Origin of the sequence: Leptolyngbya sp. AN10, from assembly GCF_050565645.1 — a bacterium.
Taxonomy (GTDB): domain Bacteria; phylum Cyanobacteriota; class Cyanobacteriia; order Leptolyngbyales; family Leptolyngbyaceae; genus Leptolyngbya.
On the sequence record NZ_JBNXVP010000009.1, the window covers coordinates 210,077 to 223,597 of the forward strand.

A 13,521-nucleotide genomic window follows, 5' to 3' on the forward strand; every position below is an offset into this window, starting at 1 on the left:
GTGAACAGAATCGCACTTATCCCAGAGAACGAGAGCAACTGATGATTACAATACGGTGAATCGTAGAATTTTGATCACTCGTTAAGAGTTTATTAATCAATATGAGAAAATGGAGCGGCTAAAACCAGCCATTGAGTCGAATGCGGATGAGCTATTCTGTTACGAAATCACCGGAATCGAGCTATAAAAATGCGTTCAAGGCGCAGGTGCGATCGTATTTTGATCGAATTGCTGTGAATCTAGATGCTTGGAATCAACGCAATCGATATTACTATCAGGATCTCGATCGCTTTCATCGATTTCTTATCCCAAAAGGTAGCCGCGTTTTAGAAATTGGCTGTGGGACAGGAACGTTGTTGGCTGCGGTCGATCCAGCGATCGGGATTGGGATTGATTTTTCTCGATCGATGGTGGATTTAGCACAGGCGAAATATCCGCATTTACAGTTTTATTGTTTGGATGCGGAGACGCTAACTCCGGAGGATTTGCCAGAAACGCAGTTCGATTTTATTGTGCTTTCTGGGGTGTTGGGGCACTTAAGTGATGTGCAACAAGTTTTGGCAAATTTACAGCCCTTTTGTCATTCTCGAACGCGATTAATTTTGACGTTTCACAATTTTTTGTGGCAGCCGCTTCTTCACTTTGCTGAGAAAATTGGTCAGCGTCGTCCTCAACCACCACAAAGTTGGCTCTCGATGAATGATGTGCTGAATTTGCTACAGATTACGGGGTATTTGCCTCTCCGATCGAGCCGTCGGTTTCTTTTTCCTAAAAACATTCCACTGATTGCGCCGTTATTTAATCGCGGATTGGCGCATCTTCCGATCGTGAATCATTTTTGTCTAACTAATTACGTGGTCGCGAAACCGCAATTTGCTGCAAATTCTCAGCCTTACTCATGTTCAGTGATTGTGCCTGCTCGGAATGAAGCGGGGAATGTTCGAGGCGCGATCGAGCGTTTACCCCAACTTGGAAGTCACACCGAAGTCATTTTTGTAGAAGGACATTCACGCGACAACACTTGGGAAGAAATTCAGCGCGTCGTACAAGAAGGACATCCGAAATTTACGATCAAAGCCTTTCAGCAAACCGGGAAAGGGAAAGCAGACGCGGTTCGATTGGGATTTGCGGAAGCGACTGGGGACATTTTGATGATTCTGGATGCGGATTTGACCGTACAACCGGAAGATTTGCCGCATTTCTATGAAGTGATATCGAGCGATCGAGGAGAATTCGTCAACGGATCGCGACTGGTCTATCCTCGATCGGGAAAAGCGATGCCTTGGTTGAATAACTGGGCGAATAAGTTTTTTAGCTTGATGTTTTCATTTTTGTTAGGGCAATCGATCAAAGATACGCTCTGTGGTACGAAAGTGTTGCGACGAAGCGATTATGAAAAAATTGCAGCGGGACGAAGTTATTTTGGCGATTTCGATCCGTTTGGCGATTTTGATCTTTTATTTGGCGCGACAAAATTAGGATTGCATCTCGTTGATGTGCCTGTGCGATATCAGCCTCGGACTTATGGCGAGTCGAATATTGCTCATGTTCGCGAAGGTTTGATTCTACTAAAGATGTGTCTCTATGCTTCAAAGAAGATTAAGTTCTTTTAGCAAATTAGACTGCTTCGCTTGTTTTGAATCTTGTATCTTAATTGAAGCCTGAATTCTTAGACGGTGTTTGAGAAGTAGCCGTTCGGACGCATTCACTCGCGCCGGACTAGAAGTCGGCGCTAACGGTGCGAAGTCCAGTAAACGGGACTCAAGACTCTGAAAGCGTTCTCCCAGTCCCCTTGAGTGGACTTCGTTCTGTTAGCCCCGAATTCCATTCCGGGGCGAGAGGACATCGAAGTGAAGTGGCTTTCTATACGTTTCAAACATGCTCTTAGCCGTATGACGTAATCGATTAGGTAAAAGCTAATGAAAAAACTTTGGAACCCGATCGAGACTTGGGCACAACTCAAAAGCTCTCGTCCAACTCGTCGCAGCACTCCGCAACATCAGGCTTCGCGAACTTCTACCCCGATTCGTTTAAATACGATCGATCAAGTGTCGGTCATTCTCCCGGTTTATAACGAGCAAGCTCATATTCGCCATACATTTGAAGCGATTTTGCGTTATTTAGAGACGCATCCGAATTTTACGTTTATCTTCGTGAATGATGGTTCTAGCGATCGCACAAAAGGCATCATTACGGCTGGAATTCACCTGGCAAAAACGCCTCAAATTCGATTGATTTCTTATCATCCGCGTGCTGGAAAAGGATATGCAATTCGGCGCGGCGTTGAGTATGCAGATGGAGATCTAATTTGCTTTCTTGATAGTGATTTGGCGTATTCGTTAGCGCATCTCGATCTGTTAATTCAGAAATTGCAAACTTGTGATGTTGCGATCGGGAATCGTAATTTGGTACGAGGCAATCAGAAACAGACCAAATTGAGTCAGAAAATTGCTGAGAAAGTGTTTAATTTCCTATCTCGTAAGATTCTTGCTCTGCAATACAGTGATACTCAGGCAGGACTAAAAGGATTTCGGAAATCTGCCGCAAAGAAATTGTTCTTTCATCAAACACTGAGCGGATTTTCGTTTGATGTAGAGCTAATTTATTTAGCTGAAAATTGGGGATATACGATCGGAGAAATTCCGGCGAAAGTGGCTGAAAAACATCAGAAAAAGCGGTCGAAAGTGAATTTGATCCAAGACTCGATTAAAATGCTTCTGGATTTACTCAAAATTCGATTCAATGAGCAGCTAGGTCGATATCAATAATGTCTTGGTTAAATTTTTTATCGTTCGGTGGCATCTTCGTGCTGTGTGCGATCGCATGGCTCGGATCTGAAAACCGCCGCGTGATTCCGTGGAAGGTGATTCTCTGGGGTATTGCGCTTCAATTGATTCTGGGATTGTTGGTGTTTACGTTTCCAGTGACGCGCTTTGTAATTAGCGTCATTAGTAATGGGATTAATGCCGTTTTAGATGCGACTGAAGCAGGGTCAAGATTTCTGTTTGGATCGCTGTTAGTTCCAGAACCGAATGTGACTCCGGGACCGATTTTAGTGGGACGTTGGATTGCTCGTGCAATTACGCCTCCGTATGTTCCAGTGGCAGGCGATCGATTAAGTCCTGAAAATCTGAATTTAGGCTATACCTTCGCATTTCGAGCGTTGCCGTTAGTGATCTTTTTCTCTGCATTAATGTCACTGCTGTATTACTTAGGTGTGATTCAACCGATTGTGAAATTTTTCGCCAAGATTTTTCGTCGATCGATGAATCTTAGTGGTGCAGAAGCATTAAGCGGCTCGATGAATATTTTTGTTGGAATTGAGTCTGCTTTAACGGTTCGACCGTATCTCGCCAGCATGACCCGGAGTGAACTCTGTGCTGTTCTGACTTGTTGTTATGGAAGTATTGCTTCTACGGTTCTTGCTCTTTATGCCCAAGCATTACGTCCAGTATTTCCGAACATTACCGGGCATTTAGTTTCCGCTTCAATCATGGCGATTCCTGCCTGTTTCGTGATTTCTAAACTATTGGTTCCTGAGACCGAAGTTCCGAAAACATTAGGTGCATTGCCCGAAGACGATCCAGAGAACGATCAAATGACGGCAGAACGCCCGTCTGGAGCGATGGAAAGCGTGATTCTGGGCGCGATGGACGGCGTGAAATTAGCAATTGCGATCGCGGCTCTTTTGATCGCCGTTCTCGGACTAATCGCACTCGTTAATCTCTTCTTTGCAAACCTGGCTGGACTTGCGGCTAGTAGCAATCTCTTCGTGCGACGAATTGGATTAATCTTCCAGGTAATCACGCTGCAAAATATTGTCGGTGCGCTGTTTGTGCCGTTAACGTTTCTAACTGGAGTTTCTGCAAATTGGAATGAGATTTGGCAAGCTTCGGTCTTAATCGGGCGGCGATTGCTCGAAACAGAAGTGCCTTCATATCAACAATTAGGCGTGTTAGCGAGTCAGGGAACAATTAGCGATCGGGCTTTACTCATCATTAGCTATTGCCTCTGTGGATTCGCTCACTTGCCCTCAGTTGGAATCTTTGTCGGTGGCTTTTCAGCTTTAATTCCATCCCGCCGGAAAGATTTAGCAAGTTTAGGCTGGAAAGCGCTCTGGGCAGCCACTTTAGCAACTTTAATGATCGGCTGTGTAGCTGGAGTCTTCTATTTTGGTAATCCATCCATTCTGAGAGGGTAGAACAATGAAACGCAAATGGTTAATAGGATGGTTTGCGCTGGCAATGGTGCTATTTACTGGAATTTCTAGCATTGCTCAGACTCCCTCACCTTCTCCGACTGGGGCAATTGGTGTTCCGGTTGCTCCGATTCCGGTCGATCCGTCTTTACCCGCGAATCGTCCCCCACTTCCGACCGCTTCCCCGTCTCCCTCTCCGTCTCCGACTGCTTCCCCAACAGCGGTTCCTGTAATTCCTGTTACGCCGACCGCTCCATTGCCTGCGGCTCAAACGGCTCCCCCTCTTCCTATCAGTGGCGATTACAAAGATCCGAATAATCGCTTTATTGTTGGAATTCTTCAGGGTTACAAAGTCAGTCCGCTTGCTGGAACTGTCTTGATCGAAGCTCCAGACGGCAATTTAGCTTACAGCGTATTAGCTCAACCGCAATCACAGCTTGGAATCGCGGGCGGTGTAGTACCGAATGAAGCTTTAGTAACAGCGGCTCAAAATGCGTTTCGACAAGGCGAAGGATTTCAGACGGGAGAAGTTCGATCGATTCCCGGCGGAGTCCAGATCGATTGGACAGGCAATTTAACGATCGGGGGAAACACTCAGCCTGTCGGAGGTGTAATCCTGGCACGACAGGCGAATAATAGTGTATTACTCGTATTGGTTGCAGCGACGAATGCAGGAGGCGATCGCGTTTTAGGTGCGGCTTCAGCAATCTCGAACAGTCTCCGAGCGAGTTAACGCAGAGTTTGTCTAAAATGTTGTGTTGATGGGAGTCCGTCGCTGCGATTGAGTCCGCCCGGAGGTAAACGCTCCGGGCTAATGGGAGAAAGGAGGCTGAAGCCCCCTAAGAGTGCGGTTTCAGCCCACTTCAGTGGGGTTCCCTCCATTAGCCCGGTGATTTATCTCCGGGCGGACTCGCGAATGAACGAAACGTCCATAAATTGCCATCTTGAGAGTGGTACAAGATTTGAGTTAACTCATTCTGATCAGGGCAGAGATTTTCGCAACTTTGTCTGTCTCTAGCCCTTTCAGTTCTTCGATCGATAACCGATTCTCTTTGATCAATCTGGCAAATACAAAGATCAAACCAGAATAGCGATAGTCATATTTACCATCGATTTCATGTCTTCTTGCACTAAGAAAATCGTGCAGTTGCCAAATATCTTGCTGATTTGAAACGGTGCTGGCTCGATCAACTACCTCTTGAATTAACGCTTCAATTTCTCGCTCATAGGCTCGATCGAATGCCGATCGAGCAATCTCTTTTTCGGTCTTAGACCACTGAATTTCACTCACTTGCATCGCTTTATTAAATACAGTCCCAAAGGATCAACAAAAGAATGAGCGCTCTTGTAGTAGAACGCTCACAACGGAATCATCTTCGATCGAGCAATTCGCTTATCGAATCAAGTTTAAGAGTTCTTTCGGAGAAGCGAGTAAATCGATCGCGACAAAGAAAATCTTACCTTGCGGATTCAGCAAGAAGCGCCAAGCCATATTCATTCCAACTGCTGCACCAAACCAAGGAGTCTGAACTTTACCCGTCACTTTGATCTGTGTGTAACCGTCTTCAGTCGGTTCAGCAACACCGCGTTCGGGCATCAATTTCAGGTTTTGGCACTCTTCTCTAAAGAAGCGCATCACCGCATCGCGACCCACGATCGGTCTTTGGAACGGCGGTTGTAAAGCTCCATCTTGTGCGAACAACTCAATCAAAGTATCAAAATCATTCGCGTTCATGTTGTCCATGTACTTCAGGACGGTTGCATTGTTGATGCCTTCGATTTTGACGGCACTGCGCTGAGATTGATCTTTGGGAGCCACAACGGGTTCTGCCACGCGGGTAAACTCGCCTAACTTCTGAGTGTCGTATCCCATGTCTACAACCGAGTTCCGCAAAACGGTGATTTGCTGACCTTGATCCATTTCGCGTAAGGCTTGCAGTACTGCCGACGCATTCGCCGAAAGCTCGTAACCTGTCGGAATCGGGGCAACGACACCCTGCTCCATCCATTCTCCAAGCTGAAACCAGAAACCGAGCTTGATATTAGGCGACCAAGTTGCGTAGGTGCGGCAAATCGGAGTATCTGCCCGATTTGCGAGGTCGCACATGACTTGAGTTTGCTCAGGAAACGACATTTTTTTGATTTCTGCCAATGTCGGTTCTGCGAACTGCATACTAGCAGCACCCGGAGCCGCGATCGTCACAGTTTTACCCATTTCCAAGTAAGCGAACCAAGTCCAAGCCAGTTGATCTTCCGCACTGAGTTGATTGAAGCGAGCAGTCGTTGCAGGTACAGCATCCGCTGAAAGTGTGTTAGGAAAAATACCACGTGCTGAATCAATGGTAATCGGCATAAGTTGAGACCTAGAGTAATGGATCAGTCGCAGAAAACTCAATCGCTGTAGAACGTCGTGTTTTCCCGTTACCGTACAAATTATCACGTTTTGTTACAAATCAGTTAACGCTTCTTTACAATCCTGCTCATAGAGTGGCTCGATGCTTCCAGGCTGATTCTGAATCCAGGATTTTTCATAAATATCTTGAATGCTTGGGATCTCAAGGCTTACAGTTCTTACAATAGAGAAAGAACATCCTAAAGATTTGTATCAAAAAGGGAGGAGTGAGATGACTCCTGCGGTGCTCATTGAAAAACTACAGAAGCGCTATGGATCAGTGGAAGCGGTCAAAGAGGTCTCGCTAGAGGTTCGACCCGGCGAAATTTTTGGGCTTTTGGGTCCCAATGGAGCAGGCAAAACGACGACGTTGCGCTGTCTGTGTACTTTGACTGAACCCGATGCGGGCAAGATCGAAGTGTCGGGGATTAGCGCGATCGACAATCCTCGTGCTGCTCGACAAAGATTAGGCTATGTCGCTCAAGCAGTCGCGATCGACAAAATGCTCACAGGTCGCGAATTGCTCGAACTCCAGGCGGCTATTTATCATTTGCCAAAAGCCTCGATCAAACCTCGAATTGCTGAAATGTTGACTCTGCTCGGACTCAATGAATGGGCAGATAAAAAGAGCGGCACATATTCAGGTGGATTGCAAAAACGACTCGATCTTGCTGCGGGATTGCTTCACCAGCCAGACGTTTTGGTATTAGATGAACCGACCGTTGGACTTGATATCGAAAGCCGTGTTGCGGTTTGGAATTTCCTGCGTCAACTGCGCGAACAAGGGACAGCCGTTTTGATTACGAGCCATTATTTAGAGGAAATTGATGCACTTGCCGATCGAGTAGCAATTATCGATCGGGGTATCGTAATCTCATCAGGAACCCCTTCGGAACTCAAAGATCAAGTCGGTGGCGAACGGATTACTTTACGAATTCGAGAATTTTCACCTTTAGATGAAGCCGAAAAAGCGCGATCGCTGCTCGAATCTTTACCGATCGTTCAGGAAGTGATCATCAACTCAGCGCAAGGAAATTCGCTAAACTTAGTCGTTTCCCCCAATAGTGATGCGTTATCGACTGTTCAACAAGCCCTCCAACAAGCCGGACTTCCGACCTTTGGAATTGCTCAATCGCGACCGAGTTTAGATGATGTCTATCTTGCCGCCACTGGGCGCACGTTGATGGATGCGGAACTCGCTGCCGCTGGAAGTCGCGATCCAAAAGCAGAACGTAAGCAAAGTATGAGATAGCAAACAACTATGAGTACAACCATTACCCCGTCTAAAACTTCGTTCGATTCCAAGTCAACGATCGCGCCTCCGAATCCAGTAGGCGAATTTTTCCAAGAAACGGCTGCGATGACTCGACGATTGTTTATTCAATTGCAACGTCGCCCTTCTACCTTGATTGCTGGCATTATTCAGCCGTTGATGTGGTTGTTCCTATTTGGCGCACTGTTCCAAAATGCACCGAGAGGATTGTTCGGGGAGCAAGTGAACTACGGTCAGTTCTTAGGGGCTGGCGTGATCGTGTTTACAGCATTTAGCGGTGCGTTAAATGCAGGACTTCCCGTGATGTTCGATCGAGAATTTGGATTTCTCAATCGATTGTTAGTCGCTCCACTCGCTTCGCGATCGTCGATCGTGATGGCTTCAGCAATCTTCATTACGACTCTGAGTCTGATCCAAACGACCGCGATCGTCGTGATGAGTGCCTTTTTAGGTGCAGGATTACCGAGTCCGATCGGGCTTGCATTAGTGGCTCTAATTGTTCTGCTGTTAGTTGTTGGAGTGACTGCTTTAAGTTTAGGATTGGCGTTTGCACTACCGGGGCACATTGAATTACTTGCTGTAATCTTTGTCACGAACTTACCGTTACTGTTTGCGAGTACAGCACTTGTTCCGTTGTCGTTTATGCCGAAATGGTTGCAAGTGGTCGCGACTTTGAACCCGCTTAGTTATGCGATCGAACCTATTCGATATCTCTATCTACACCCGGATTGGATCTTTGGCAGTGTGATTATGCAAGCTCCGTTTGGGGATGTGACTTTGGGTGGAGCATTGCTGATTTTAGTTGGACTTTGTGCGATCGCGCTTGTCGCTGTTCAACCCTTGATGAAGCGTCGATTAGCTTAAAAGATTTAGCACAAAATATAGCAGTAGAAGTTTAGATTAGGACATCCTCGGAGTTGCCCCCAAACCCCCAATTCTGGGGGCTTAAGACTCTTGCTCCCCCAGAATTGGGGGCTGGGGGGCTTCTTAGAAGTGTCTTAACTGAAATAGGTACAGCTATAAAATCGGAGGATCAAATTCAACGATCCTCCGATTTTTTAATTGATAGACTTCTTGTAACCCGCGAATTCTATTCGTTCAGGCATAAATAGAATTTCTACACCGACAAAGCCGCATCGGTTTGAGTCGCATCACTGCCACCAGAATAGACTAACCCCCGCTGTACATCGAGCGTGACAATCTCACCATCGCGAATCATGCCCGTCGCATTTTTCACACCAACTAAGACAGGAATTCCTAATCGGAGTCCGATCACCGCTGCATGACTCGTTAAGCTACTATCTTCGGTCACGATTCCAGCAGCTTTGCGAATGGCATCAATGTGATCTGCATTCGTACTCGGAGCAACTAAGATTTCACCGGAATGAAATTGACGAATCTCTTTCAGCGTCGAAGCTAATCTAGCGCGACCACTAACTGATCCCTGTCCAATTCCCACGCCTTTTCCACGGACTGCGGTGACGACTTCAACCTTGATCAAATCGGTTGAACCTGCGACCCCTTGAAGCGTTCCAGCCGTGAGAACAACGAGATCACCTTCAGAAACTAAGCCTTTTTCTTGTGCCACATTCAGCGCAGCTTGGAAAGTTTGCCCAGTCGATGGCAGATCTAATACTAAAAGTGGCTTCACACCCCAAACGAGTTGCAGTTGACGAGCGACATCCACGTGAGGCGTAATTGCGAGAATAGGAGTTCTAGGACGGAACTTTGAAACGTTACGAGCCGTTGATCCCGTTTTGGTTAAAGACATGATTGCAGACGCATCAAGCTGTACGGCAATATTTCCGACCGCTTGACTGATCGCATTTGGAATCGATCGACCACTATTCTCGATCGGTTGCTTCATGTTTTCCTGCTCGATCCGAATCGCGATCGATGCCATCTGAGAGACTGCCTCGATCGGATATTTTCCAACTGCCGTCTCGTTCGACAGCATCACCGCATCAGTTCCATCCAAAATCGCGTTTGCCACATCGGAAATCTCTGCACGAGTGGGACGTGGGCTATGCACCATACTATCGAGCATCTGAGTGGCGGTAATCACTGGAATTCCTAGACGATTCGCAGTTTTGATCAGGCGCTTTTGCAGGATTGGCACATCTTCGGCAGGCAGTTCAACACCAAGATCCCCACGGGCAACCATCGCACCATCGGAGATTGATAAGATTGCCTCCATTTGTTCGATCGCTTCGTGCTTCTCGATCTTGACAATCACTGGAACCGATTTGCCCGCGCTCGAAATCAGTTCTTTGATCTCTAAAACGTCTTGAGGATTGCGGACAAAGCTGAGTGCTACCCAATCTACGCCTTGATCTAATCCGAACACTAAATCTTTGCGATCTTTGTCAGTTAAAGCTTTGATCGATAGATAAACACCAGGGAAATTGACCCCTTTATTGTTCGAGAGGGGTCCACCGACGACAACACGACAATGGAGCGATTTCGTCTCCTTATCAATTTCTTCGACTTTCATTTCAACTCTGCCATCATCGAGCAGAATCGTCGCACCTTGAGGAACTTCTTCGGACAGGAGATCGTAAGTCACCGAGCTAATTTCCTGAGTTCCGGGAACCATGCGGCTCGTGAGCGTAAATCGATCGCCTTTATTCAAAATAATCGAGCCGTTCTCGAAGCGTCCTAAGCGAATTTTGGGACCTTGTAAGTCCTGTAGAATCGCGACGGGTTGGTTCAGTTCAAACGAAACTTGTCGAATCAGGCGAATGCTGCGGAGATGATCATCGTGCGTTCCGTGCGAAAAATTTAGACGTAGCGTGGTGGCTCCAGCTTCAATCAGATCGCGTAGAACATCCGGGCTGCTGGTTGCAGGTCCGATCGTGGCAACAATTTTCGTGCGACGGTGAGAAGATTGCAATGGCATTACAGTGAAAAACCTAGAGAGTCAAATAGTATCGAACCTGCATACAAAGCAGCACATCCACGATCCGGTCTAAATGAATCGAGGGCATCTGGGATACTACCACGTTTGGGCACAGGGCAGAATCGCTTTTGGATAGAGATTATCGCAGCTTTGTAAGCAAAATGTTACGGAAAGTTAGAGGGAAACTTCAAGTCATTTATGTAAGAGAATTCTGACTTTCAGAATCGATTCAAAAAGAGATCGATCGTAATAAAAGAAAATTAATCAGAATAGTCTGGAACTTCCGCATACGGATCGCATCCTCGTTAAAATAGTTACGGTTTAAATTTTGTTTCAATTGTTTGCAGTTCTCAACTCGCTCCCCTAGTCGTTTGCCCATAGTTGTGACCAATGATTTCAGACCTGATTGAACTCGACGGAAGAAAGTTTGTTCCAGCCGATCAGATGCCTCTACCAGAGTGGGCTTCCGTTTTGAATGAGCGCCCGCAGCCGATTTTGACACTCAAAGACGATGATATGTTCTTGCTGACCGATACGTTTGGAAATATCGGCGGATCATCAGATGAAGGGCGAAGTAGCGGTTTAGGGCTGTTTTGCAATGATACGCGGTTTCTCAATCGCTTGGAATTACAGCTTGATGGACGATCGCCCATTTTGCTCAGCAGTACAGCAGAAAAAGGTTTTGTACTATCGGTGCTGTGTACTAATCCGAGATTAGACGATCGCATTCCCGCAGAAACGATCGGGATCAAACGCGAACTGGTTCTGAATGGCGGATTGTTTGAGGAAATCGAAATCGCGAACTACAGTACTGAACCTGTTGAGTTTGAACTGAGTTTGAGTTTCGGAGCCGATTTTATTGATCTCTTCGAGGTGCGAGGATTTGGTCGAAATCAGCGAGGAACACTCCTGAGACGATTGCCCTCAGAAGCGAATGAGGTGGATGATGTCGATTCATTTGTCGCGGTCGATGAATTGGGACAATCTCCGATGGAGCTAACGTTGGCTTATCAAGGATTGGATGGCTCAATCTTAGAATCCCGAATCGATTTTGTTCACTATCAACCGGATACAGTGAAAGGCTATACCGCTGTTTGGCAATTGAAGTTCCAACCGCATGAGAAGCAGACGCTTGGATATCGATTGCAGCCTTTGAGCAATGGTCGTCCGGTTTCCAAAGTGAGTGCGCCGATTACCTTATCTCAAGCGAAAGCAGCAGAGTCGGCGGAAGAACAACATTGGCGGCAACAGGCAACGCAGATCCGAACGGATAAAACCACATTTAATCGTGTGGTCGAACGTGCTGAACAAGATGTCTATCTGCTCAGACAAACGTTTGGTAAGAACAAAGCTTTATCTGCTGGAGTGCCTTGGTTTTCAACTTTGTTCGGACGAGATTCGATCATTGCTGCTTCTCAAACTTTGCTACTCGATCCGCAGATTGCACGAGAAACACTGACAATTTTGGCACATTACCAGGGCAAGACTGACGACGAATGGCGCGAGGAACAACCGGGTAAGATTCTGCACGAGATTCGATTTGGTGAAATGGCACGATGCCAGGAAATTCCGCACACGCCTTACTACGGGACAGTTGATGCAACGCCGCTTTGGTTGATGCTGTATGCTGAATATTTCTCTTGGACAGCGGACTATGAGACGCTCGATCGACTCTGGAACAATGCGATCGCTGCAATGGATTGGGTCGACCGCAATTTAAAGCCAACCGGATATCTCAGCTATGAGCGTAAATCGAAACGTGGTCTAGATAACCAAGGCTGGAAAGATTCGGGGAACTGTATTGTCGATCGTAAAGGCAAACTCGCTCAAGGTGCGATCACGCTCTGCGAAGTTCAGGGCTATGTCTACTCCGCCAAAGTTCGATTGAGCCAAATTGCTCGAATGAAAAAGCGAATTGATCTTGCCGATCGCTGGGAAGAAGAAGCTCGCGATCTCAAAGTTCGATTTAATCGTGATTTCTGGATGGAAGATCAAGACTTCTGTGCTTTGGCGCTTGATGGTGATGGTAATCCAGTTGATAGCATTACCTCGAATCCAGGACATTGTTTGCAACTCGGAATTTTCACACCGGAGAAAGCCTACAGTGTTGCAGAACGGCTACGTGCTCCTGACATGTTCAATGGTTGGGGCATTCGGACATTAAGTAGCTTGTCACCTGCTTACAATCCGATGGGTTATCACGTTGGATCAGTGTGGCCTCATGACAATGCGTTAATTGCGATCGGGCTTCGTTCTCTCGGTCTAATCGATCAAGCTTTGGAACTCTTTAAAGGCTTACTCGATATGACTCGTCACCAGCCATATCAGCGTCCGCCAGAATTGTTCTGTGGCTACGATCGCACTGATGACAACGAACCTGTGCAATATCCGGTGGCTTGTACTCCACAAGCTTGGGCAACTGGAAGTGTTTTCCAACTGGTTCACATGATTGTGAATTTAGTCCCTGATGCACCTGGAAACTGTTTGCGCGTGATTGACCCAGCATTGCCGGAATCGATTAACTATCTAGCACTGAAAAATCTTCGAGTAGGTCCGACTTTGTTGGATTTGGAATTTGAGCGATCGGGATCTTCGACTTCTTGCCGCGTCTCTAAAAAACGGGGGAATTTACGAGTCGTAATCGAAGCATAGAGACTGATCTGGCAATCTCTATACAACTAGAGAAGTGAAAACTGAGTAAGCTACGCGGCAGGAGAACGCTTATTTGCTGTCTCTGAACTTGGCTCAGTTTTCACTTC

The 13,521-nt window shown here is 46.7% G+C and carries 10 protein-coding genes; 7 read left to right on the forward strand and 3 right to left on the reverse strand.

The window, feature by feature from the left end:
* Positions 1-146: 146 nt before the first annotated feature.
* The 4 genes from ACQ4M5_RS15450 to ACQ4M5_RS15465 all read left to right on the forward strand — a co-directional run bounded on the left by ACQ4M5_RS15450 (position 147) and on the right by ACQ4M5_RS15465 (position 4,931).
* Positions 147-1,613, forward strand: coding sequence for a glycosyltransferase (locus tag ACQ4M5_RS15450; RefSeq protein WP_430676528.1), 1,467 nt, complete (start codon positions 147-149; stop codon positions 1,611-1,613).
* 306 nt (positions 1,614-1,919) lie between these two features.
* A complete protein-coding gene (locus tag ACQ4M5_RS15455) occupies positions 1,920-2,768 on the forward strand; it encodes a glycosyltransferase (protein WP_430676529.1) in 849 nt (282 codons plus the stop codon).
* Entirely contained in the window at positions 2,768-4,201 is a 1,434-nt protein-coding gene (locus ACQ4M5_RS15460; RefSeq protein WP_430676530.1) for a NupC/NupG family nucleoside CNT transporter, read from the forward strand. Before ACQ4M5_RS15455 ends, ACQ4M5_RS15460 begins: the two co-directional genes overlap by 1 nt.
* Before the next feature lie 4 nt (positions 4,202-4,205).
* Positions 4,206-4,931 carry a hypothetical protein gene (locus tag ACQ4M5_RS15465; RefSeq protein ID WP_430676531.1) on the forward strand — a complete coding sequence of 242 codons (726 nt, stop codon included), beginning with the start codon at positions 4,206-4,208 and terminating at the stop codon, positions 4,929-4,931.
* A 234-nt stretch (positions 4,932-5,165) separates the two neighbouring features.
* On the opposite strand, the gene ACQ4M5_RS15470 is transcribed toward ACQ4M5_RS15465, so the two are convergent.
* Entirely contained in the window at positions 5,166-5,495 is a 330-nt protein-coding gene (locus ACQ4M5_RS15470) for a hypothetical protein (protein WP_430676532.1), read from the reverse strand.
* Positions 5,496-5,591: 96 nt separating this feature from the next.
* Complete coding sequence (locus ACQ4M5_RS15475) at positions 5,592-6,551, reverse strand: orange carotenoid-binding protein (RefSeq protein WP_430676533.1); 960 nt, start codon at positions 6,549-6,551, stop codon at positions 5,592-5,594.
* Between the two features lie 271 nt (positions 6,552-6,822).
* On the opposite strand from ACQ4M5_RS15475, the gene ACQ4M5_RS15480 reads away from it, so the two are divergent.
* Together ACQ4M5_RS15480 and ACQ4M5_RS15485 are read left to right on the forward strand one after the other, a co-directional pair.
* Positions 6,823-7,842, forward strand: coding sequence for an ATP-binding cassette domain-containing protein (locus ACQ4M5_RS15480; protein ID WP_430676534.1), 1,020 nt, complete (start codon positions 6,823-6,825; stop codon positions 7,840-7,842).
* A 9-nt stretch (positions 7,843-7,851) separates the two neighbouring features.
* On the forward strand, positions 7,852-8,727 hold the full coding sequence (locus ACQ4M5_RS15485) for an ABC transporter permease (RefSeq protein ID WP_430676535.1): 876 nt from the start codon (positions 7,852-7,854) through the stop codon (positions 8,725-8,727).
* A gap of 253 nt (positions 8,728-8,980) precedes the next feature.
* Here ACQ4M5_RS15485 and pyk read toward each other — a convergent pair whose 3' ends face one another.
* Positions 8,981-10,762, reverse strand: coding sequence for a pyruvate kinase (pyk, locus tag ACQ4M5_RS15490; protein ID WP_430676536.1), 1,782 nt, complete (start codon positions 10,760-10,762; stop codon positions 8,981-8,983).
* 390 nt (positions 10,763-11,152) lie between these two features.
* Here pyk and ACQ4M5_RS15495 point away from each other — a divergent pair, with 390 nt between their 5' ends.
* Complete coding sequence (locus tag ACQ4M5_RS15495; protein ID WP_430676537.1) at positions 11,153-13,414, forward strand: amylo-alpha-1,6-glucosidase; 2,262 nt, start codon at positions 11,153-11,155, stop codon at positions 13,412-13,414.
* Positions 13,415-13,521 lie beyond the last annotated feature (107 nt).

Bases quoted from the DNA above. Each gene is read 5' to 3' on its own strand.
- ACQ4M5_RS15450 (WP_430676528.1), top strand. From the start codon at position 147: ATGAGCTATTCTGTTACGAAATCACCGGAATCGAGCTATAAAAATGCG.
- ACQ4M5_RS15455 (WP_430676529.1), top strand. From the start codon at position 1,920: ATGAAAAAACTTTGGAACCCGATCGAGACTTGGGCACAACTCAAAAGC.
- ACQ4M5_RS15460 (WP_430676530.1), top strand. From the start codon at position 2,768: ATGTCTTGGTTAAATTTTTTATCGTTCGGTGGCATCTTCGTGCTGTGT.
- ACQ4M5_RS15465 (WP_430676531.1), top strand. From the start codon at position 4,206: ATGAAACGCAAATGGTTAATAGGATGGTTTGCGCTGGCAATGGTGCTA.
- ACQ4M5_RS15470 (WP_430676532.1), bottom strand. From the start codon at position 5,495: ATGCAAGTGAGTGAAATTCAGTGGTCTAAGACCGAAAAAGAGATTGCT.
- ACQ4M5_RS15475 (WP_430676533.1), bottom strand. From the start codon at position 6,551: ATGCCGATTACCATTGATTCAGCACGTGGTATTTTTCCTAACACACTT.
- ACQ4M5_RS15480 (WP_430676534.1), top strand. From the start codon at position 6,823: ATGACTCCTGCGGTGCTCATTGAAAAACTACAGAAGCGCTATGGATCA.
- ACQ4M5_RS15485 (WP_430676535.1), top strand. From the start codon at position 7,852: ATGAGTACAACCATTACCCCGTCTAAAACTTCGTTCGATTCCAAGTCA.
- pyk (WP_430676536.1), bottom strand. From the start codon at position 10,762: ATGCCATTGCAATCTTCTCACCGTCGCACGAAAATTGTTGCCACGATC.
- ACQ4M5_RS15495 (WP_430676537.1), top strand. From the start codon at position 11,153: ATGATTTCAGACCTGATTGAACTCGACGGAAGAAAGTTTGTTCCAGCC.